This window comes from Undibacterium sp. JH2W, assembly GCF_049340425.1.
Lineage (GTDB): Bacteria > Pseudomonadota > Gammaproteobacteria > Burkholderiales > Burkholderiaceae_D > Undibacterium.
On the sequence record NZ_JBMPOT010000009.1, the window covers coordinates 51249 to 74120 of the forward strand.

Genomic DNA, 22872 nt, shown 5'->3' on the forward strand with positions numbered 1-22872 from the left:
GCCGACTATTATGACATTAGTCGGGCAATGTCATTAAAAAAAGCTATTGCCATCATCATCAATAGCAAAAAAACTCCGGCACGCTGCCCCATTTCGACGTAACGGTCTTGCAAAGGTTTCCCGGTTAAAACTTCCAGCGAATAATACAACAAATGCCCCCCATCCAAAACCGGTATGGGTAGCAAATTCATCACTCCCAGGCTAATACTTATCACTGCAATGAAGCCCAAGTAGGTAATCATGCTGGTCCTGGATGTCTGCCCTGCATAATCAGCGATCGTCAAAGGTCCAGTAATATTCTTCAGTGAAACACTTCCCGTCAGCATTTTGCCTATCATTTTCAGACTGAAGATACTGGTATCCCAGGTTTTCTCTACCGATTTGACGAATGCCTCTACAGGATTTGCCTGAAGTACTGTCATTTCCGGTGCCATAGCTTGCAATTCCACCTTCAGCATGCCTATTGTCTTGCCATTGACTTCCTTGCTTGCGGGAATTACTTCTACTTCAAGCTTCTCCTGCTTTCTTTGCACCAATAGCTTCAACGGCTTACCAGGATTGGCGTTGACGACTTGTATGAAATCTATGACATCCAGCAAAGGTTTATGCCCTACTTCAAGGATGCGGTCACCAGCTTGCAAACCAGCGCGCGAGGCCGGGCTTTCAGGCAAGAAGCCTTTTAAAACTACTTCAGTGCTACGAGCAAGATTCAGGCCCAGGTAATTGAGAATGTCATTCTCTGTATCTTTAGGGTTAAATTGCTGCAAGGGCACTTCGATGGAAACTGGTTTCCCGTTATCACGTCCAATTTCGTCAAAGTGCTGCACTTCCAGCACAGGATTACTATTGGCCATACCCGCTTGCAGCATTTTCCAGCGGAATTCTGTCCAGCCTTGTACCTGTTGACCATTGACACTGGTAACCAAATCACCGTAACGCAAGCCCGCCTGATAGGCGATGGAAGCGCCAGGAACAACCCGCACTTTTGCGGCAGGCTCAGGCACGCCATGCACAAATAACACTGTATAAAGAAAGATAGCCAACAAAAAATTAGCAATGGGGCCTGCAGCGACGATAGCAATGCGCTTCCAGACTGATTGCTGGCAGAATTCTCGCGACAACTCATTTGGGGCAATATTTTCTGCGCCCATCTCACGGGCATCCAGCATTTTGACGTAGCCACCCAGTGGCAACATGGAGATGGCCCATTCAGTCTGGTCTTTGCCCAGACGTTTTGAGTAAATGACTTTCCCCATGCCGAGAGAAAAACGCAAAACCTTGACACCGCACCAGCGTGCAACAATATAGTGCCCAAATTCATGAATAGTGACCAGGATACCCAGAGTCACCAGAAAAGCCAGGGCATTTTGTAGCCAGATCATGCAGCAACCATCGCATCAGCGACACGACGCGCTTCAGCATCGCAAGCCAGGATACTTTCCAGATCGGGCGCATGGCTGGAAGGCACTTTCTCCAAGGTACTTTCTATGATCTGGTTGATCATGCGGAAACCAATTCTCTTGTCCAAAAACGCTTGGACAGCAATTTCATTACTTGCGTTCAATATGGTTGCAGCAGATTTCCCTTCTTTCAGGGCATCATAGGCTAATTGCAGACAAGGGAAGCGCTGGAAATCCGGTTTGATGAAATTCAAACTGGCTACTTTCAACAAATCCAGTGGCTCGACACCGGAGGCTATGCGTTCAGGATAAGCCATGCCATAGGCAATCGGTATGCGCATATCGGGATTACCCATTTGCGCCAACACAGTGCCATCGGTATAAGAAACCATGGAATGAATCACACTCTGTGGATGAATAATGACTTCTATCTGTTCTGCCGGTGTAGCAAACAACCAGTGTGCCTCTATGACTTCAAGGCCCTTGTTCATCATGGTCGCTGAATCGACAGAGATTTTGCGCCCCATGACCCAATTGGGATGGGCTACTGCCTGCTCAGGAGTGACATCGTCGAGTGTGCTCACATCACGATGCAAAAAAGGTCCACCGGACGCTGTCAGCAAGATCTTATGTATGCCATGCGCGCCAGGGTGGCGATTATAGTCGCCAGGTAAGCATTGAAAAATAGCATTATGTTCACTATCAATAGGCAGCAAAGCCGCACCACTGTCCCTGATAGCATCAATAAAAAGCTGACCAGACATAACCAGTGCTTCTTTATTTGCCAGCAAGACTTTCTTGCCTGCTTTAGCGGCCGCCAGGGAAGCTGGCAAGCCGGCAGCACCAACGATGGCGGCCATCACGCTATCACATTCACTGGCGCTGGCAACAACACACAAAGCCTCAGGACCAAACTGTATCTGGATTTGAGGTAAATGTTTTTCTTTTAATAACATAGCCAGCTCGTCTGCTGCTTGCGCTGTGCCAACAACAGCGATCTGCGGCAAGAACTGTGCGCACTGCTCAGCCAGTTTTTTGACCTGCGTATGCGCAGTAAGCGCAAAAACACCATAACGTTCAGGGTGGCGCGCCACTACATCCAAAGTGGAAACACCTATGGAGCCCGTAGACCCCAATATGCAAAGCTGCTGTTTTTTTTGCATGTGATTTATCGCCACAAGTCCACTAATGCAGCCAATGGCAGGACTGGGATCAGCGCATCTATCCTGTCCAGGACACCACCATGTCCAGGCAAGAGATTGCTACTATCTTTCATGCCAACACGACGCTTCAGGGATGATTCAAACAAGTCCCCCACTACACTGGCAGCAGTGATCAAAGTCATGGCAGCAACAAAGATAAGCCAGCCTTTTCTGGCCAGTAATTGCGCAGTAAACGTATTTTGCAAAGCAGGAACAAAACTGGTCGCTGTAGCCAGTATCAATACAAAAATCCAGCCACCAATGGCTCCCTCCCAGGATTTCCCAGGGGAGATGGTAGGTGCGAGCTTGTGTTTGCCAAAGGCTTTGCCAGAGAAATAAGCAGCAATGTCAGCAATCCAGACGATCGCCATGACAGAGAACAAATACATGGGGGATTGCTGAAAGAAAACAGCAATCGCCACAAAGCAGGCAAAGATACTGATGCCATACAAGGTACTCAGTATGCCGCTGGAGAAATTATGCGCTTGCGGCAAGCCCCGGGCCAAAGTCGGGACCAGTCTGAGTGCCCAGAAGGCGGTGCTCAGCGCAAATAGCAACTGATAGGAAAAATCCTTTAAATGGAACAAGCAATATGCCAGCAAGCCTGTCCAAAGTGTTGCCATGATAATGGTGCCAGGCTTTTTGAACAGGCGCTGGCACTCCCACATGGCTGCCGCAAAAAATGCGAGCGCCAGTGCAGTAAAGGCATAAAAGTTCGCCGAATACAGTACTGGCAGCAAGATCGCCAATAGAACCAGGGCAGTCAATACACGGGTTTTCAGCATTACTTGCTTTCTTGTGTGGAAGTTTGTTCGGTCACCTGAGCACTGGTCCTGCCAAAACGACGCTCACGGTTTTGATAAGATAGTATGGAGACATCCAGTGCCGCCGCATCAAAATCTGGCCAAAAGGTATCCGTAAAATAGAATTCGCTATACGCAAGTTGCCACAGCAGGAAATTCGAAATGCGAGTTTCCCCACCGGTACGGATAAACAGATCTGGCTCAGGCGCATAAGCCATGGACAGATAAGCAGCAAGCTGATCTTCTGTCACTTCTTGCTCCGCCTGTCCCTTGGCAATGCGATCTTTTTGCAAGCGGTTCATGGCCTGAATAATGTCCCAACGGCCACCGTAATTGGCGCAAATAGTTACCGTCAGCCCCTGATTATTTGCTGTTTTTTCTTCAGCAGCAATAATCATGTTTTGCAACTGCACATCAAAGCGAGTGAGATCACCCACCACTTTCAAGCGTATATTATTGGCATGCATCTTTGCCACTTCTTTTTCAAGAGCCGTGACAAACAAGCGCATCAATAAGGATACTTCTTCAGCGGGACGACGCCAGTTTTCTGAACTGAAGGCAAACAAAGTCAGGTAAGAAACACCGCGCTTGGCACAGGCCTCAACCATACCTCTGACCGCCTCCACGCCTTTGACATGTCCTGCGACACGCGGCAAGAAACGCTTGGTTGCCCAGCGTCCGTTGCCGTCCATGATAATTGCTATATGTTTAGGAATTGCGCCAACTGCCGGAATTTCCTTGGTGGAACTTGTATGGGTCATGTAAATCCAGAATGTGTTGATACGCGGGCGACGACTTAAACTGTCAACACTTCTTTTTCTTTGTCAGCCAGCAGCTTGTCTACTTCAGCAACAAACTTGTCTGTCAATTTCTGGATATCGTCTTGTGCACGACGCTCATCATCTTCTGAGCATTCTTTTTCTTTCAGCAACTTCTTCAGGGATTCATTGGAATCACGGCGGATATTGCGAATGGCAATCTTGGCGCTCTCGCCTTCGGTCTTGACCAGCTTGACCATTTCCTTGCGACGCTCTTCAGTCAATGGTGGTGTAGGTACGCGTATCAGCTCACCTTGCGAGGATGGGTTCAAACCCAGATCGGCATCGCGAATTGCTTTTTCAATTGCACTCAGCATCTTCTTTTCCCAAGGCTGCACACCTATGGTGCGGGCATCGATCAAAGTGACATTGGCAACTTGAGTAATATGGGTAGGGGTGCCGTAATAATCAACCTGGACATGGTCCAGAATGCCGGTGTGGGCACGGCCAGTACGGACTTTAGATAAATCAGCCTTTAAAGTCTCGATAGACTTTTGCATACGCTGGTCAGAACTTTTTTTAATCTCTGCTACGCTCATAGCGTTCTCCTGTACATCTGGACAAGAGCGACGGGCCTGGCCGTGCTCCTTGCCGAATTAATATGAAACAATCCGAAGTGCAGGATTATACGTGCACTAAGGTGCCTTCGTCTCCCCCCAGAATGACATTCTTCAATGCACCCGGCTTAATAATGGAAAATACCTTGATAGGCAGTTTCTGGTCACGGCAAAGAGCGAAAGCAGTTGCATCCATGACTTGCAGGTGACGCGCAATAGCTTCATCAAATGAAATCGTCGTATAACGCGTTGCCGTAGGATCTTTTTTAGGATCTGCTGTATATACACCATCAACCTTGGTTGCCTTCAAGACGATTTCAGCGCCAATTTCCGAACCGCGCAGAGCTGCTGCAGTGTCGGTAGTAAAGAAAGGATTGCCAGTACCTGCAGCAAACACGATAACCTTGCCTTCTTCCAGGTATTGCAAGGCCTTAGGGCGGACATAAGGCTCGACAACCTGATCAATCGCGATAGCAGACATGACACGTGATGTCAGACCGACCTGGCGCATGGCGTCTGACAATGCCAGGGCATTCATGACTGTCGCCAGCATACCCATGTAATCAGCAGTTGCCCTGTCCATGCCCTGCGCACCAGGTGCCACACCACGGAAAATATTGCCACCGCCGATAACGATGGCTAACTCCACACCCATTCTTGATACTTCGGCCACATCGGCCACCATGCGCTCTATCGTCGCACGGTTAATGCCAAACGGATCATCACCCATCAGGGCTTCGCCAGAGAGCTTCAAGAGCACACGCTTGTAAGCAGGTTTTGTCATGATAGGACTCCTTCTGGTAGTTTAAATAGTTTAAAAGAAATGCATACTGGATGAAACAGCCTTGATAAGACTCTTCAATAACCATTTGATTTGCAGACTAGCCCAGTCAGGCAATACACAAAGCAAATGGAGCACCACTCACTTATCACACACTCATATTTACACCTGAAAACATTAATGTGATACTCAGACACAAATACTTACAATCCTTGGGTTTAAAAAAACGGGCCTTTCGGCCCGTTTTTTTATTTCGCCAATTACGCTTGCTTTGCTGCAGCCACTTGCGCGGCCACTTCCGCGGCGAAGTCATCTTGCTTCTTCTCAATACCTTCACCAACTACGAACATAGTGAAAGCTTTGACAGTTGTATTAACAGATTTCAACATCTGCTCAACTGTTTGCTTGTCATTCTTAACGAATGTTTGATTCAGCAAAGAAACTTCCTTCAGGAATTTCTGCACGGAACCTTCAACCATTTTTTCAGCGATATCTGCTGGCTTGCCAGATTCTGCCGCTTTCAGAGCTGCTACTGAGCGCTCTTTTTCGATCAATTCAGCAGGCACCTGGTCAGAAGACAGGGATACTGGTTTCATTGCAGCGATGTGCATCGCTACGTCTTTACCAACTTGTTCATCTGCGCCATCAAATTCAACAACCACACCGATACGTGTACCGTGCAGGTAAGATACCAGCTTGGCAGTTGTATCAAAACGAACAAAGCGACGGAAAGACATGTTTTCGCCGATTTTACCAACCAATGCTGCGCGCACTTCTTCAACTGTCTTACCATCCAAAGGCAATGCGCCCAAAGCTGCGATGTCAGCAGGATTGTGTTCAGCGATCAGTTTTGCGCAAGTATTAGCCAGCGCCAGGAAATCATCATTCTTGGTCACAAAGTCTGTTTCGCAGTTAACTTCGATCAGGGAGCCGACGTTACCAGCGATATAGGAGGCAACAACACCTTCTGCAGTAATACGGGAAGATGCCTTGGAAGCTTTGCTACCCAGTTTTACACGCAGAATCTCTTCCGCACGGTCCATATCGCCTTCTGCTTCTGTCAGCGCTTTTTTGCATTCCATCATTGGCGCATCTGTTTTTGCGCGCAGTGCACCTACCAAAGCTGCTGTAATCGCCGCCATGTCATTCTCCTAGTTCAAGGGTGTTTAAAGAAACACCGATATCAAATTTTGTTTAAAAAAAAGGGCGAACGACTGTTGCCCCATTTTTTGTTACAAGCCGCCTAAGACAGCTTGTAACCATGTGCCAGAACAGGCAATTAAGCTTGTTCTACTTCTACAAACTCATCAGAACCTGGTTTAACAGCTTCCAAAACTTCGTTCACTGCGTTTGCACGGCCTTCCAGGATGGAGTCGGCAACACCGCGAGCATACAAAGCGATTGCTTTGGAGGAGTCATCATTACCAGGGATGATGTATGCAACACCTTCTGGGGAATGGTTAGTATCAACCACGCCGATAACCGGGATACCCAGTTTCGCTGCTTCAGTGATCGCGCCTTTGTGGTAGCCAACGTCGACTACGAAAATTGCGTCAGGAATGCCGCCCATATCCTTGATACCACCGATGGATTTTTGCAGTTTGATCATTTCGCGCTGGAACATCAGGGCTTCTTTTTTGGACAGTTTTTCAACGGAACCGTCTTCGATGGAAGCTTCCATGTCTTTCAGGCGCTTGATGGATGTTTTAACTGTTTTGAAGTTAGTCAACATACCGCCCAGCCAGCGCTGATCAACGAAAGGCATGCCAGCACGTTGTGCTTCTGCTGCGATGATGTCACGGGATTGACGCTTGGTACCAACCAGCAACACTGTGCCGCGATTGGAAGACAATTGACGGATATACTTCATCGCGTCCTGGTACATTGCCAGAGTTTTTTCCAGGTTGACGATATGAATCTTGTTGCGATGGCCGAAGATATACGGTGCCATTTTTGGATTCCAAAAACGGGTTTGGTGACCAAAGTGCACACCGGCTTCCAGCATTTCACGCATTGTTACAGACATAATAACTCCAGGGTTAGGTCTTGAATCCAGCCAGTGATCTGAGCGAATTAATAGTTACTACCATTAATTAAGCGCTGCAAGACACCCTTTTCGACCGGATTCGATTGATAAAAAATTAATTAGCCAGCATCGTATTTCTATACATCTACAAGCTAACCATCTATTCTACTATGAAAACTGCATTTCCCTCAAGTGCCGCGTTCAAGGAGTAAGTATAAGGGTCATACCAGGGCCATGCGGCACTGCCTTTCATAGACTATAATTCCGGTTCTGCAACACTTTCGCAATTTTACTCAGATCAAGGCTCAGCCGATAAACGAATCTGACCCCGCCAGGCAAAAATGCCGGGGCAAAGTCAGTATTGCATTATGCAAGCCTTGGCAAACGACAAGAAACGTATGGAAGCTATCACTATAAAGACGCCGGAAGATATCGCCGGCATGCGCATCGCTGGCAAACTGGCTTCGGAAGTCCTTGATTACATCACGCCATTTGTCAAAGTTGGCGTCAGCACAGGCGAACTTGATCGCTTGTGTCATGAATTCATGGTCAACGTGCAAGGCACCATCCCTGCCCCCTTGAATTATTGCCCTCCAGGCTACACACCTTATCCGAAAGCCATTTGCACATCGGTCAATGACGTCATTTGCCACGGCATACCAGGTGATAAGGTTTTGAAAGATGGCGACTCTGTTAATTTGGATATTACTGTTATTAAAAATGGTTACCATGGTGATACCAGCCGCATGTTCCTGCTAGGCGAACCATCCATATTATCCAAACGCCTGAATGCCATTACTTATGAATGCATGTGGCTGGGCATAGATAAAATCAAGCCGGGCGCGCATCTGGGTGACATCGGCCATGTCATACAACAGCATGCGGAAAGAGCTGGCTATAGCATAGTGCGTGAATTTTGCGGTCACGGCATAGGCAAGATTTTCCATGAGGCGCCACAAGTCATGCATTACGGCAAACCAGGCACCATGGAAAAATTATTGCCAGGCATGATTTTTACCGTGGAACCTATGGTTAACGCTGGACGCCGTGAAATCAAGGAAATGCCGGATGGCTGGACCATCAAAACCAAGGACCGCAGCTTGTCTGCCCAGTGGGAACACACCGTCCTGGTCACCGAAACCGGCTATGAAGTGCTGACATTGTCTGCAGGCTACCCGCCTATCCCGGACTTCATCAAACTCGCTTAAGATCCTGGCCACATGCAGACACCGGCACTCTCTTTCAAGGAAGAACTGAAATCAGCGCAACTGATCGTCATTAATGCCTTCAAGGCCCATCATAAGGCAGAGCATTTACTGCATGATTTGTGCCGTAATGTCGATCAGCAACTCAGCAAGATTTGGCGTCATTTTGACTTTCCGAAAGAAGCTGCCCTGGTAGCAGTCGGCGGTTATGGCCGTGGCGAGTTATTTCCTTATTCCGATGTCGATGTGCTGATATTATTACAGCAAAGACCCGATGCTGCCCTGCGAGACAAGCTGGAAAAATTGGTGCAGTTATTTTGGGACATAGGCCTCGATATCGGCCATAGCATACGCACAATAGAAGAATGCCTGCAAGAATCTGCCGCTGATATAACCGTGCAAACCAGCTTGCTGGAGGCGCGTCTTGTCACAGGCAGTCGCAAGCTATTCAAAGACATGCAGCAGCAATATGCGGAAGCCATGAATCCGCAAAATTTCTTCCAGGAAAAACTACTGGAACTGCAGCAACGCCATGTCAAATATGAAGACACCCCCTACAGTCTGGAACCCAATTGCAAGGAAAGCCCGGGCGGGCTCAGGGATCTGCAAGTCATACTCTGGGTTGCCAAGGCAGCAAATCTGGGCAATTCCTGGCGTGAACTGGCCGAGCGCGGCTTGATTACGGATGTTGAGGCACGTCAGCTAAAGCGCAATGAGCGCGCATTTAAAGATATACGCATACGTCTGCATATTCACGCGGGCCGCCGTGAGGATCGCCTGATTTTCGACGTGCAGACACCAATAGCGGAAACCTTTGGCTTCAAAACCACAGAGTCCAGGCGCGCCAGCGAATACCTGATGCAACGCTATTACTGGGCAGCCAAAGCGGTGACACAGCTCAACACCGTGCTACTGCAAAACATCGAAGCCGTACTATTCCCCCAGCCATCAGTACCACGCCCCATCAATGAGCATTTCAATGAGGTCAATGGTTTCATCGATATTGCCAGGGATGATACTTTTGAAGCCAATCCATCGACTATCCTTGGTGTATTTTTGGCCCTGGCCAAGCATGGCGAGCTGAAAGGGATGACAGCCAGGACGCTGCGCGCACTCTGGCATGCTCGCCTGCTGATTGATGTTGAATTCCGGCATGATATATTCAATCGCTCATTGTTCCTGCAAATTCTGCAATCACCACAAGGGATTACTCATGCCTTGCGACGCATGAATCAAATGAGCATACTGGGCCGCTATTTGCCGAATTTCCGCCGCATCATAGGCCAGATGCAACATGATCTGTTTCATGCATACACGGTAGACCAGCACATCCTTATGGTAGTGCGCAATTTGCGCCGCTTTACCATGCCTGAGCATGCGCATGAATATCCATTCTGCAGCCAGTTAATGGCAAATTTTAATCAACCCTGGGTTTTGTATATCGCGGCTTTATTCCACGATATCGCCAAGGGTCGCGGTGGAGATCATTCACTGCTGGGTATGGCGGACGCCAAAAAATTCTGCTACGACCATGGTCTTAGCAAAGCCAATACCGAGCTGATTATCTTCCTGGTGGAAAAGCATCTGACCATGTCACATGTGGCGCAAAAACAGGACTTGTCCGATCCTGACGTTGTGCAGAATTTTGCCAATCTGGTCAAGGATGAACGTCATCTGACCGCGCTGTATTTACTGACTGTATCAGATATCCGCGGCACCAGCCCCAAGGTCTGGAATGCCTGGAAAGGCAAGCTACTGGAAGACTTGTACCGCATGACCTTGCGCGTGCTGGGTGGCGAAACACCAAGCAAGGACAGGGAGTTAAAGAATCGTCAGGAAGAAGCACTAAAAGCCTTGCGACTGTATGGCCTGGCACCTGATGCGCATGAAAAATTCTGGCAGCAACTGGATGTCGCTTATTTCCTGCGTCATGACGCATCCGATATCGCCTGGCAAACACGCGCTCTGCATGACCGCATAGACAGCCAGACGCCTGTGGTGAAATGCCGCCTCTCACCGATAGGTGAAGGCTTGCAGATTACTGTCTATGTCAAAGACCAGCCTGACTTATTTGCCCGCATCTGTAATTATTTTGACGGCAAGAATTTTGGTATTCTGGATGCAAAAATTCACACCAGTAAAAAAGGCTATGCTCTTGATACTTTCCTGGTCATAGAACCAGCTTTTGCGAATAATTATCGTGACATCATTAATTTGATAGAGCACGAATTGACAGAAATCCTGACGCGCCAGACGCCACTTTCTCCACCTAATCGTGGGCGTTTATCGCGCATGTCACGCACCTTCCCTATTGTGCCCACCGTGGATTTGCGGCCAGATGACCGTGGTCAGTATTATTTATTATCCATCTCTGCCAATGACAGAAATGGCTTGTTATATGCGGTAGCGAACATCCTGACCAAGTATAAAATCAATTTGCATACAGCAAAGATCATGACCCTGGGCGAAAGAGTGGAAGACGTTTTCATCGTCGATGGCCAGGCCCTGCAAGGTGCCCGCAGCCAGATACAGTTTGAAACTGACTTGCTGGACGCATTAAGAATTTAAACACTGACAACGTCATACCACGACCTAATAATCAACACCCTCACCTGATCTGTAAGCAAGCACAGGCGAGATTACCATTTAAAAGCATCATGACTGAACTTGTAAGACTCTCCAAACGCATGTCCGAACTTGGCCTTTGCTCCCGCCGCGAGGCTGACGAATGGATAGCGCGCGGCTGGGTCCGGGTAGATGGCAAAGTCATCTCTGAACTTGGCAGCAAGGTATTGCCTCATCAAAAAGTGACCGTGGAGAGACAGGCCGCAGCCGAGCAATCCAAGCGCGTCACTGTCCTTATCAACAAACCCGTCGGCTTCGTCAGCGGCCAGGCTGAAGATGGCTACACGCCAGCAATCGCCCTGATCAAACCAGAAAACCGCTGGGCCGAAGATGAAGTAGATACCCAGTTCCACCCTACCCAATTACGCAGCCTGGTACCTGCTGGCCGTCTGGATATCGATTCAGTCGGCTTGCTGGTATTGACCCAGGATGGCCGTATCGCCAAGCATTTGATAGGTGAAACCACGGTCGTGGAAAAGGAATATCTGGTACGGGTGGAATATAGCAAACTAGGACGCTTACCAGATGCAGATCTGCGCCGACTGAATCATGGCTTGTCACTGGATGGAAAAAAACTATTGCCTGCAAAAGTCACCTGGCAAAATGAAGATCAATTGAATTTCATCCTACGTGAAGGCAAAAAGCGCCAAATCAGGCGCATGTGTGAAATGGTAGGGCTAAAAGTGATAGGTTTGAAACGTGTGCGCATAGGCAAGATCAAGCTGGGTAAATTGCCAGAGGGTCAATGGCGCTACCTGCGTGAAGACGAACAGTTTTAATCTGCATCTTACAAAAGCAAAAGGGCAAGAATCAAAGCTCTTGCCCTTTTGCTTTGAAATCAATGGACTCAATCGTCGTCGTTAGGATCGAGTTCAGGGAACAAGACTTCAGTAAAACCAAATTGCGTCAGATCGCGTATGCGCATGGGGTACAAAATACCATTCAGGTGATCGCATTCATGCTGCACGACACGGGCATGAAAGCCATCCACTTCACGTGAGATGCGCGTGCCGAACTGATCATAGCCTTCGTAACGCAAGGCGCTCCAGCGTGGCACCAGGCCGCGCATGCCAGGCACGGACAAACAGCCTTCCCATGCATCATCTGTCTCTTCAGATAAAGGTGTCAATACTGGATTGATGAGTACAGTCTCTGGCACTACCGGCGCATCAGGATACCGTGGGTTGTTCTTGAAACCAAAGATCACGAGTTGCAAATTCACGCCTATTTGTGGTGCTGCCAGACCAGCACCATTAGCTGCAATCATGGTTTCAAACATGTCCTTGATAAGCTCATGTAACTCTGGCGTACCAAAGGCCGTGACTTGCTCGGCAACTCTCAATAAGCGGGCATCGCCCATTTTCAGGATAGGATGAATCATGGTGCACCAGATTTTGTATAGATGATTTAGTGTATGACTTTATTTAAAAACAAGGCCAGGTGATGCCTGGCCTTATTTCACATTACTTATTTCAAGGACTGCAGGAATTCAGTGAATTCTGCGCTGGTTTCCTTATGTTTCAAACCCAGGGCAACACTGGCTTTCAAATAACCCAGTTTGGAGCCGCAGTCATAACGTGTCGCATTTGGGCGGAAAGCATACACAGGGAAATCTTTGAGCATCGCTGCGATACCGTCAGTCAATTGAATCTCACCGCCAGACCCTTTACCCAGAGTTTCCAGGTAAGAGAAAATACGGCCAGACAGAATATAGCGACCAACTACCGCCAGCGTAGACGGGGCAACATCAGGCATAGGTTTTTCAACGATGCCCTGCACTCTCTCCAGAGTATCTGTATATGGTGTGCCGCTGACGATACCGTATTGGCGGGTGAATTCACGTGGCACATTCTGTACGGCAACGATGCTGCCACCTTCTGCCTCATACTGGCGCGCCATCTGCGCCATGACTGACGGCTGACCAACATCGGCATCCATCAAGTCATCTGCCAGCAAGACTGCAAATGGATCGTCGCCAATCACGGGGCGAGCACACAACACTGCATGCCCCAAACCAAGAGCGGCTGTCTGACGTATATAAATGCAATTGATGTTCTTGGGGATGACGTTCCTGACCAGGTCCAGCAAGGCTTCTTTGCCTGCAGCTTCCAGTTCGCTTTCCAGTTCATAGGCTTTATCAAAATGATCTTCAATCGCCCGTTTATTTCTACCGGTGATGAATACCATTTCAGTAATACCCGCCTCTACCGCTTCTTCAACCGCATATTGTATGAGTGGCTTGTCTACAATAGGCAGCATCTCTTTTGGCTGTGCCTTGGTGGCTGGCAAAAAGCGGCTACCCAAGCCTGCCACTGGAAATACGGCTTTTTTAATTTTTCTCATTTCAGCTCCCGGAACAAAGTTGAAGCAATTCTGCTTCTGTCAAAATATTGATACCCAATTCTTGCGCTTTCACCAGCTTGCTGCCTGCATCATCACCAGCAACCAGATAACTGGTTTTCTTGGAGACTGATCCAGACACTTTGCCACCCGCTTTTTCTATGACTTCAGTCGCCTGATCGCGACTCAGCGTAGGTAAAGTACCTGTCAGTACCAGCGTCTTGCCTGCCAGGACTTGCTCGCCTTTTTCCTGCACCTCAATTGCAGGCCAATGTATACCTGACGCCAGCAATTGCTCTACCAGTTCCACATTCAATGCGTCTGAAAAGAAACGCAAGATGGACTTCGCTACGACCGGGCCCACATCAGACACTTCCAGCAATTTCTCTTCAGTTGCTTTCATTAATGCATCGGTATTGCCAAAATGTGCAGCCAAATCTTTTGCTGTTGATTCACCCACATGGCGTATGCCCAGCGCATAGATGAAACGGGGCAAACTGGTCAGCTTGGAGGTTTCCAGTGCACTCAATACATTTTGCGCAGACTTTTCTGCCATGCGATCCAGCTCAACTAGCGCGCGCAGACCAAGCTTATACAAATCTGCAGCAGTTGTAACGACATTCTTGTCGACCAACTGATCAATAAGCTGCTCTCCTACACCATCTATATTCATTGCCTTACGTGATGCAAAGTGTGACAAGCCCCCCTTGCGCTGTGCCGTACATTTTATCCAGCCACCACTGCAACGGGCAATGGCTTCGTCTTCAGGTTTTTGTATTGGTGAGCCACAAATCGGGCATTCCACGGGCATGACAAACTGGCGTGAATCTGTCGGGCGTTTTTCCAAGATGCTGGCAACGACCTCGGGTATCACATCACCAGCGCGGCGTACGGACACCGTGTCGCCTATGCGTATATCCTTGCGCTGTATCTCTTCTTCATTGTGCAGGGTGGCATTGGTTACTGTGACACCGCCAACAAAAACCGGGGCCAATCTGGCAACGGGTGTGATGGCACCAGTCCTGCCCACCTGCACCTCTATATCCAGTACGGTGGTCAAAGCTTCTTGTGCCGGAAATTTGTGAGCGATTGCAAAACGTGGCGCGCGCGATACAAACCCTAGCGACTGCTGGCTGGCAAAGTCATTGACCTTATAGACCACGCCATCGATTTCATAATCCAGACTGTCACGTCTGGTTTGAATTGCTTTATAAAACTCCAGCAAGCCAGACGCACCGCTCACGATTGCATTTTCTTCACAAACAGGGATGCCCGCCTGTTTGTACCAATCAAGCAAAGCACGATGCGAGGCTGGCACGCTCATACCTTCCAGCAGCCCTATGCCATACGCAAAAAAACGCAAAGTACGATGCGCTGTAATTTTTGAATCCAGTTGACGCAGGCTGCCAGCCGCAGCATTACGCGGATTGGCAAACTCTTTGGCACCAGCATCACGCTGGCGCTGATTGAGTTTTTCAAAATCGCGTTTGAACATCAAGACTTCACCACGCACATCCAGTATCTTTGGCGGATTGTCTATCTGCAAGCGCAAGGGGATGCTGCGTATGGTGCGGATATTTTCAGTGACGTCTTCACCGGTAAAACCATCGCCACGGGTTGCAGCCTGAGTGAAAATGCCATCAACATAACGCAGATTAATGGCCAGCCCATCAAACTTCAAATCTATCGCATAGACAATTTCATTTTGCACATCCAGCCCCTCGCGGGCACGGCGGTCAAAATTGATGACATCATCATCTTCAAAGCCATTATTCAGCGACAGCATGGGCACGGCATGCTGTACCTGACCAAATTCTGGCAGTGGAGCACCACCAACCCTGTTGGTTGGTGAATCAGCGGTTTTTAATTCGGGATGAGCTTCTTCCAGGCGCTGAAGCTCTGAAAACAATCTGTCATATTCAGCATCGGGTACGCTGGGATTATCCAGCACATAATAGGAGTGTGCGTGCCTATTCAACTCTGCGCGCAGCTGTTCTGCCTGCGCGGCTAGTGTTGAAGTGTCTGCCGCCTTAGCGGCAGCATCCAAAAGATCATTCTGCATGTCTACAATAATTAGCTAAATAGTCGTTGTGCACGCAGGGAGCCTGCAGGAATCTGCGCCTCTGCCATTGCCGCATAAAATTCTTGAACCTGGCCGGATATCTCATCCAGTGCCAGCTTGGAAATAGGCTGATTACCGTCATCCACGACTGTGCCCCCCAGACGAGTCGCCAAAGAGCGTGCGCAAGCTGCCATGGCACCGAAGCCATCACGAGCAGGAGCAACGCAGGGTACGTCCAGCAACAGGGTAAGGCGGGAAGTCATGGTTTCGCTGACGCTGACATTGGTAGACAAGGTAAACAAACTACCGCCATCCCCATCAGGCATCATCAGGCGACCATCTGGTCGTTGATCGAAGCCCATTTTCTCAAGTGCTGCAAGTAAGGTATTCAATGCCCAGGGAGCGCCATTGGCCGCAATATTGACACTCAACTGCGCATCATGTTCGGCGACGAATTGATGCAGTTCACGAGCGTGTACCATGACTTTATTCATGTCTGGAATATCAGGGTGCGCACTCAGATTGTCGGCTATTGCGCGCAACTTCATGATGAACTCGGAATATTCCAGTTCATTCAAAGGGCCATTACGACTGACCATTTGCACACCGGCAAACAGGCAAGTGTAAGCACCACCAACAGCAATCACATCACGCTCGCCACTATGGCTTTGGCCGATGAAATGCACGGGCTTTTTACCTACATATTTAAGCTCGGCAATTTCTGCCAGTATTTTTTCGCCACGTATAGGCGTTTCAAACTCTAGTGGAATCACGCAATCGATTAATTCGTCTACCGGCAATTCTTTGTCCTGAACTGCTATTGGGGCTTCCATTTCAGCAGCAACGTCTGCATGCATGGGCGCGTGCACTTGTGGCACTTCCTCAATTGGCTGAACATCGCCATCCAGGCTAGGCTCATGTCTGACGATGGATTCCACAGGTGCATCTGGATTCATGAGTACATCATCATGACCGTCACCAAATGCATTTTCAACGGTTTTCTTGGCTTTGTATTCTTGCCATTTATTAAAAACCAGGACGCCGACCACCAGCGTTCCACCTATTGCTAACAAACTGATTTGTAGATCTGTCATGCTGCTTGAACCTCAGTAGCAAAATTGACGGCAGATTCCATATCTACCGCCACGATTCGTGAAACCCCCTGTTCTTGCATGGTGACACCAATCAATTGTTGTGCCATTTCCATCGCAATCTTGTTATGGGAGATAAATAAAAACTGTGTGTTTGAGGACATGCGTTTCACCATATTACAGAAACGCTCGGTATTTGAGTCGTCGAGAGGCGCATCGACCTCATCAAGCAAACAGAAAGGTGCAGGATTCAACTGAAACATCGAGAATACCAGTGCAGTCGCAGTCAGGGCTTTTTCACCGCCAGACAGCAAATGTATGGTTGCATTCTTTTTACCGGGTGGCTGCGCCATGACTTGCACGCCAGAATCCAGGATTTCATCACCTGTCATGATTAGTTTCGCCTGACCGCCGCCAAATAAAATAGGGAAAAGTTCAGCAAAATGATGGTTCACCTTGTCAAAGGTGTCTTGCAACAAGTCGCGTGTTTCAATATCAATCTTGTGGATGGCATCCTGCAAGGTCGTGATTGCTTCAGTCAAGTCGGCATGCTGGGCGTCCAGGAAAGTCTTGCGCTCGGTTGCCTGCGCCAGCTCGTCAAGAGCAGCCATATTCACGGCACCCAAGGCCGCAATCGCATTGGTCAGGCGGGTAACTTCACCCTGCAAATAAGATGGTCTAAGATCATCATGCAGCTTTTGCGCCAGAACCTCTTCATCGACTTCAAAATTGCGTAATTGCTCCGAGAACTGCTCCTGACTTAGGCGCGCAGCCTGTTCTTTCAATTGCAATTCAACGATGCGATCCCGTTGTGGTTGCAGGCTGCGTTCCACCTGCATTTTGGATTCTTCGTGATGGCGCAGTTGCTGCGTCAGTTGATCCAGTTCATGACGGGCATTTGCCAGCGCCACTTCCTGAGAACTGCGCCTGTCCAGCAAATCTTGCAGGCCGGCTTGTGCAGTCTGGTCATCCATGGATTCCAGCTCAAGCTGGCCTTGCTGCATACTGGCAAACAGTTGTGCTGATTGCTCGAGGGCTGTCGCAATACTGCGGCGTAATTCTTCCATCTTGCTGCGATGGGATTTTTCTGCAAAAGCGGCTTCTTGCGCAGCCAATTCCAGATCGCGCAAACGCTGCCTGGCTTCATTCAGTTGCTGTTCTTTTTCCAGGTAAGCGGTCTGACCTTCTTCATGGCTTTCCTGCAACTCTGCCAGATCCATATCCAGTTGCTCAAATTTTTGCTCGGACTCGGCCCTGATTTGCTGTTGCTCACCCTCTTGCGCTGCGATTTCCGCCAGGTCACTGCCTATCTGTGTGCTGCGCTGATTAAAGCGTTCCTGCACTTCAGACAGTTTCATGAATTCGATTTGCAGACTGTGGGTAGTTTGCGTCAGGCTGCCCACGCGTTGGCGCAAGTCTTGCAATTGCTGGGTGGCCTGAGTGTAGGCAGATTCTGCGCGTACAGCGCGTGTCTTGGACTCGTCGGCCAGCATGTGCTTGGCCCGGCATTGCTTGGTAATGTTTTCTATCTCTTGCTGACGGCCCAGTACACCATCCTGCTCAGAATCGGAGGCATAAAAACGTACACTGGAACGGGCAATAACATGGCCTTGCTTGGTGATAAAACAGGCGCCGGCTGGCAATTTAACCCTGTCCATGAAGGCAGAAGTAATATCTTCAGCGATATATACCTGGTGCAACCAGTCTTGCATCAAACCACGCAAACCTGCGTCATTGAGTTGCAGCAAGTCGATGAAGGGTTTGAAACTCGCCAGAGGTGTGACAGCCTCGCCGACTATGGTAGGCGCACAAACAGCCAGTTTGGCAGGTGGAGCATCACCAAAAAAGGCCTTGGCCCACTCGAGGTTTGACATTTCCAAGGCTGCAGTGCGTTCGCGCAAGATGGATTCCAGCGCGGTTTCCCAGCCAGCTTCGATATGCAATTTTTGCCAGATTTTTGGCAAACCACTCAATTCGTGTTTTTCCAGCCAAGGCTGTACTTTGCCCTGGCTTTGTACTTTTTCCTGCAATTGCTTCAGGGCCAGCAAGCGCGCTTCCAGTTGCGCATATTCAGCGCTGTCCTGGTTCACTTGCTGCTGCGCCTGTTTGCGTTCATCTTCCAGCAAAGGCAAGCGCTCTTGCGCTTCTTCCAGCTGCATGGTGAGTTCTTCCAGCACCTGTTTTTTCTCTTCCAGTTGCATGGAGAGATTGTCCAGATGCGTCGTATCCGGCAATACCAGCCCCTGCTTTTCCTGCATCAGGCGCTCACGCCTGGTTGTCAGGGTATTCAGGATATTTGAGGCATTGCGCTGATGGGCAGATTCCAGCTCTATCTGTTGCTGCATCTGCATGATCTTGGCGCGTGATTCTGTCGTCTTCAGTTGCGACTCACGCCATATTTGCTCCATCGCTGGCAGTTTGTCTTGCTGTTGCTGGCTGACTTCCAATGCCTGCTCGGCGCGCATGGCCAGCTCTTCGACATGGATTTCGCCTTCAGACAAATCATCCTGGAATTGGCGGCTCTGGTTTTGCCATTGATCGCGCTGCGCAGTCAGTGACTGCAATTGTGACTGCAAACGGCTGCGAGATTCGATGACGAACTTAATTTGTGCTTCCAGGCTGCCAATCTCGGCATTGGTCTGGTACAAATGACCTTGCGCCTGGTGCATGCGGTCGCCTACTGCATAGTGGGCCTGGCGCATTTGTTCCAGCTCCAGCTCGACATGGCGCAGCTTGGCTGTTTGCTCCTCGAGGTCGGTCTGGGTCTTTTCTATCTCGGCGAAATGCTTTTTTTGTTCATTTTCTGCTTCTTTTTTACGCAGCAGCCACAGCAGTTTTTGTTTTTCTTCCTGATCAGTCTGCAATTCGCGGAATTTATTGGCAACAACGGCTTGCGCACCCAACCTGTCCAGGTTGTTATTCAATTCGCGCAGTATGTCTTCTACACGCACCAGATTTTCATGGGTGTCATGGATGCGGTTTTCTGTCTCGCGGCGGCGCTCTTTATAACGGGAAACGCCAGCAGCTTCTTCGAGGAAAATCCTTAATTCTTCTGGACGGGCTTCGATGATGCGCGAAATCATGCCCTGGCCGATAATCGCATAGGCGCGCGGCCCCAGACCAGTACCGAGGAAAATATCCTGAATATCGCGGCGGCGCACTGGCTGCCCGTTGATGTAGTAAGTAGATGTGCCGTCACGCGTCAAGGTACGCTTGACGGCAATCTCGCCGTATTGACTCCATTGACCGGCAGCTTTGCCCATGCTGTTATCAAAAACCAGCTCGACTGATGAACGGCCAGCGGGTTTGCGATGTGTGGAACCGTTAAAGATAACGTCCTGCATGGATTCGCCGCGCAGCTCAGACGCTTTGGATTCACCCAAAACCCAGCGCACAGCATCAATAATATTGGATTTGCCGCAACCATTAGGGCCGACAACACCAACCAGTTGGCCAGGAACCTGAAAATGGGTGGGATCTACAAAAGATTTAAATCCCGACAATTTAATAGAAGTTAAGCGCACTTTATATAATTTTATTATCTTTTGCAGTCAAATCTACCGCGTATCGTATATATGCCAAGGCTTGCAATGCCAGCCATGTTCCTGTATCGCTGCATCATACCATCGTAAGAGCAAAATTTTCAGTTTTCAAACTTATGACACAATTTACATATTAATCAGTATTTCACACAAGTACAGTGGAAAGCCTTTCTCTATAGAATCCTCGGGACGCTATAATACGGATTGTAAATAAGAAGCAGCAAATTCAAGCAGACCAGATAAATAAGCTAAAAAGCCTGTTTAGCGTCGACAACAATTCGAAAAATGACATTTAATCCCTATCTCAGCAAGTTGCAGCCGTATCCGTTCGAGAAACTGAAGCGCCTGTTTGCCGATGTTGTGCCAAATCCCGAATTTCCAGCGATCAGCCTGGGCATAGGCGAACCCAAGCACCCTACTCCAGCTTTAATCAAGGATGCTATTGTCGACAATATGGCAGGTCTGGCCAGTTACCCGTCCACTGCTGGCTCGGATGCCTTGCGCAATTCCATTTCAGCATGGCTGGGACGTCGTTACAATATACCGCCGCTGGATGCCGCCAGCCAGATTTTGCCTGTCATCGGCTCACGCGAAGCGCTGTTCGCCCTGGCGCAAACCGTCATCGATACCAGTGCCTGCAAGGATGGCTTGCCGCTGGTGGTCTGTCCCAATCCTTTTTATCAAATTTACGAAGGTGCAGCATATCTGGCCGGGGCTGAGCCCTACTTTGCCAATGCTGACCCCGAACGTAATTTTGCACCCGACTACAAAAACATCCCCGAATCAGTCTGGCAGCGCGTACAACTGCTGTATATCTGTTCACCCGGCAACCCTACTGGCGCAGTACTGAATCTGAATGACTGGAAAGAGTTATTTGCCCTGTCAGACCGTTATGACTTTGTTATTGCCGCCGATGAGTGTTATTCCGAGATTTATTTCAAGGCTGAAGCACCGCTGGGCAGCTTGCAGGCTGCACGTGAACTGGGCAGGAATGATTATCAACGCCTGATCACCTTGTCCAGCCTGTCAAAACGCTCGAATGTGCCTGGCATGCGTTCAGGCTTCGTGGCTGGCGATGCTGAAATCATCAAGAAATTCCTGCTGTACCGGACTTATCATGGCAGTGCCATGAGCCCTAACATACAGGCTGCCTCAGTCGTCGCCTGGAATGACGAAGTACATGTGCAAGAAAATCGCGACAAATACATACGCAAATTTGCCCAGATCACGCCGATTTTGCAAGAAGTGCTGGACGTAAAACTGCCTGACGCCGCCTTTTACCTCTGGGCAAAAATCCCAGATGCCGTGGGTTTATCAGACACAGAGTTCGCCCGTCGCCTGTACGAGGAATATAATGTAACAGTTCTGCCCGGCAGCTACCTGGCGCGCGAGGCTCATGGCATTAACCCTGGGCAAAACCGCATACGCATGGCCTTGGTGGCCGAGCCTGAAGAATGCCTGGAAGCAGCACAGAGGATAGTCAGCTTTTGCAAGAATTTTACTCCTGCAGCAGCCTGACACGACAACCGGGCAGCAGACACAAGATTATTTCGGTTTTATTTTTTACATTTTCATTTGAAGACACTCAACATGACTCAACAATTACAGCAAATCATTGATCAAGCCTGGGAAGATCGCACAAATTTCTCACCAAAATCTGCCCCTGCAGAAATCCGCGAGGCAGTTGCCCATGTCTTGAGCGAACTTGATGCAGGTGCTCTGCGCGTTGCGCAAAAGATTGATGGTAGCTGGCAAGTCAATCAATGGATCAAAAAAGCTGTATTGCTGTCTTTCCGCCTGGAAGACAATATCACTATGCCTTCTGGCGAACACATGCAGTTCTTCGACAAGGTGCCAACCAAGTTCGCCAATTACACGGCTGAAGATTTCGTCAAAGGCGGCTTCCGCGTGGTGCCGCCTGCAGTTGCACGTCGTGGCAGCTTTATCGCAAAAAACGTGGTACTGATGCCTTCTTATGTCAACATCGGCGCTTATGTCGATGAAGGCGCGATGGTTGATACCTGGGCAACCGTCGGCTCTTGCGCGCAAATCGGCAAAAACGTGCACTTGTCTGGTGGCGTTGGCATCGGTGGCGTATTGGAACCTATGCAAGCTAACCCAACCATCATTGAAGACAATTGCTTTATCGGTGCACGTTCAGAAATCGTAGAAGGCGTGATCGTTGAAGAAAATTCCGTTATTTCCATGGGCGTCTACATCGGCCAGTCCACCAAGATTTATGACCGCGCGACAGGTGAAGTCAGCTATGGCCGCGTACCTGCAGGTTCTGTCGTTGTTTCCGGCAACTTGCCATCGGCTGATGGCAAATACAGCCTGTATTGCGCAGTGATCGTGAAACGTGTCGATGCGCAAACACGTTCCAAAACTAGCATCAATGAATTGTTGCGTGGCGCTTAAGC

General features: G+C 49.1%; 18 protein-coding genes. 5 read left to right on the forward strand and 13 right to left on the reverse strand.

Annotation, left to right across the window (positions count from 1 at the left end):
* Positions 1–8 precede the first annotated feature (8 nt).
* From rseP to rpsB, 8 genes are all read right to left on the reverse strand, one after another.
* Positions 9–1382, reverse strand: a complete 1374-nt coding sequence (rseP, locus tag ACO0LC_RS14720) for an RIP metalloprotease RseP (protein WP_423004316.1) — start codon at positions 1380–1382, stop codon at positions 9–11.
* The gene (gene ispC / locus ACO0LC_RS14725) at positions 1379–2563 is read right to left on the reverse strand and encodes a 1-deoxy-D-xylulose-5-phosphate reductoisomerase (protein ID WP_423004318.1); all 1185 of its coding nucleotides are present in this window, start codon (positions 2561–2563) and stop codon (positions 1379–1381) included. The genes rseP and ispC overlap by 4 nt, the downstream gene beginning before the upstream one ends.
* 5 nt (positions 2564–2568) lie before the next feature.
* Entirely contained in the window at positions 2569–3387 is an 819-nt protein-coding gene (locus ACO0LC_RS14730) for a phosphatidate cytidylyltransferase (protein WP_423004320.1), read from the reverse strand.
* A complete protein-coding gene (locus ACO0LC_RS14735) occupies positions 3387–4166 on the reverse strand; it encodes an isoprenyl transferase (protein WP_423004322.1) in 780 nt (259 codons plus the stop codon). Before ACO0LC_RS14735 ends, ACO0LC_RS14730 begins: the two co-directional genes overlap by 1 nt.
* Positions 4167–4201: 35 nt before the next feature.
* Positions 4202–4762 carry a ribosome recycling factor gene (gene frr, locus ACO0LC_RS14740; RefSeq protein WP_423004324.1) on the reverse strand — a complete coding sequence of 187 codons (561 nt, stop codon included), beginning with the start codon at positions 4760–4762 and terminating at the stop codon, positions 4202–4204.
* Between the two features lie 85 nt (positions 4763–4847).
* Positions 4848–5564 carry a UMP kinase gene (gene pyrH / locus ACO0LC_RS14745; RefSeq protein ID WP_423004326.1) on the reverse strand — a complete coding sequence of 239 codons (717 nt, stop codon included), beginning with the start codon at positions 5562–5564 and terminating at the stop codon, positions 4848–4850.
* Positions 5565–5821: 257 nt separating this feature from the next.
* Entirely contained in the window at positions 5822–6703 is an 882-nt protein-coding gene (gene tsf / locus ACO0LC_RS14750; RefSeq protein WP_423004328.1) for a translation elongation factor Ts, read from the reverse strand.
* A gap of 137 nt (positions 6704–6840) precedes the next feature.
* Complete coding sequence (rpsB, locus tag ACO0LC_RS14755; RefSeq protein ID WP_186951390.1) at positions 6841–7587, reverse strand: 30S ribosomal protein S2; 747 nt, start codon at positions 7585–7587, stop codon at positions 6841–6843.
* A 368-nt stretch (positions 7588–7955) separates the two neighbouring features.
* Here rpsB and map point away from each other — a divergent pair, with 368 nt between their 5' ends.
* The 3 genes from map to ACO0LC_RS14770 all read left to right on the forward strand — a co-directional run bounded on the left by map (position 7956) and on the right by ACO0LC_RS14770 (position 12196).
* Entirely contained in the window at positions 7956–8795 is an 840-nt protein-coding gene (map, locus tag ACO0LC_RS14760) for a type I methionyl aminopeptidase (RefSeq protein ID WP_423004330.1), read from the forward strand.
* Positions 8796–8807: 12 nt separating this feature from the next.
* Positions 8808–11360 carry a [protein-PII] uridylyltransferase gene (locus tag ACO0LC_RS14765; protein ID WP_423004332.1) on the forward strand — a complete coding sequence of 851 codons (2553 nt, stop codon included), beginning with the start codon at positions 8808–8810 and terminating at the stop codon, positions 11358–11360.
* Between the two features lie 89 nt (positions 11361–11449).
* Positions 11450–12196 (forward strand): pseudouridine synthase, encoded by a 747-nt coding sequence (locus tag ACO0LC_RS14770; RefSeq protein ID WP_423004334.1) that lies wholly within the window; start codon positions 11450–11452, stop codon positions 12194–12196.
* A 68-nt stretch (positions 12197–12264) separates the two neighbouring features.
* Here the strand turns inward: ACO0LC_RS14770 and def are convergent, their stop codons facing one another.
* The 5 genes from def to smc form a co-directional block, all read right to left on the reverse strand.
* Positions 12265–12798, reverse strand: a complete 534-nt coding sequence (gene def / locus ACO0LC_RS14775; RefSeq protein ID WP_423004336.1) for a peptide deformylase — start codon at positions 12796–12798, stop codon at positions 12265–12267.
* An 86-nt stretch (positions 12799–12884) separates the two neighbouring features.
* Complete coding sequence (gene galU, locus ACO0LC_RS14780) at positions 12885–13760, reverse strand: UTP--glucose-1-phosphate uridylyltransferase GalU (protein WP_423004338.1); 876 nt, start codon at positions 13758–13760, stop codon at positions 12885–12887.
* Position 13761: 1 nt separating this feature from the next.
* The gene (gene ligA, locus ACO0LC_RS14785) at positions 13762–15819 is read right to left on the reverse strand and encodes an NAD-dependent DNA ligase LigA (RefSeq protein ID WP_423004340.1); all 2058 of its coding nucleotides are present in this window, start codon (positions 15817–15819) and stop codon (positions 13762–13764) included.
* A gap of 11 nt (positions 15820–15830) precedes the next feature.
* Complete coding sequence (locus ACO0LC_RS14790; RefSeq protein ID WP_423004342.1) at positions 15831–16913, reverse strand: cell division protein ZipA C-terminal FtsZ-binding domain-containing protein; 1083 nt, start codon at positions 16911–16913, stop codon at positions 15831–15833.
* Positions 16910–20434 (reverse strand): chromosome segregation protein SMC, encoded by a 3525-nt coding sequence (gene smc / locus ACO0LC_RS14795; RefSeq protein ID WP_423004344.1) that lies wholly within the window; start codon positions 20432–20434, stop codon positions 16910–16912. The genes ACO0LC_RS14790 and smc overlap by 4 nt, the downstream gene beginning before the upstream one ends.
* A 303-nt stretch (positions 20435–20737) precedes the next feature.
* On the opposite strand from smc, the gene dapC reads away from it, so the two are divergent.
* Together dapC and dapD are read left to right on the forward strand one after the other, a co-directional pair.
* Positions 20738–21970 carry a succinyldiaminopimelate transaminase gene (dapC, locus tag ACO0LC_RS14800; RefSeq protein WP_423004346.1) on the forward strand — a complete coding sequence of 411 codons (1233 nt, stop codon included), beginning with the start codon at positions 20738–20740 and terminating at the stop codon, positions 21968–21970.
* A 72-nt stretch (positions 21971–22042) separates the two neighbouring features.
* A complete protein-coding gene (gene dapD, locus ACO0LC_RS14805) occupies positions 22043–22870 on the forward strand; it encodes a 2,3,4,5-tetrahydropyridine-2,6-dicarboxylate N-succinyltransferase (RefSeq protein ID WP_423004348.1) in 828 nt (275 codons plus the stop codon).
* The last annotated feature ends 2 nt before the right edge of the window (positions 22871–22872 follow it).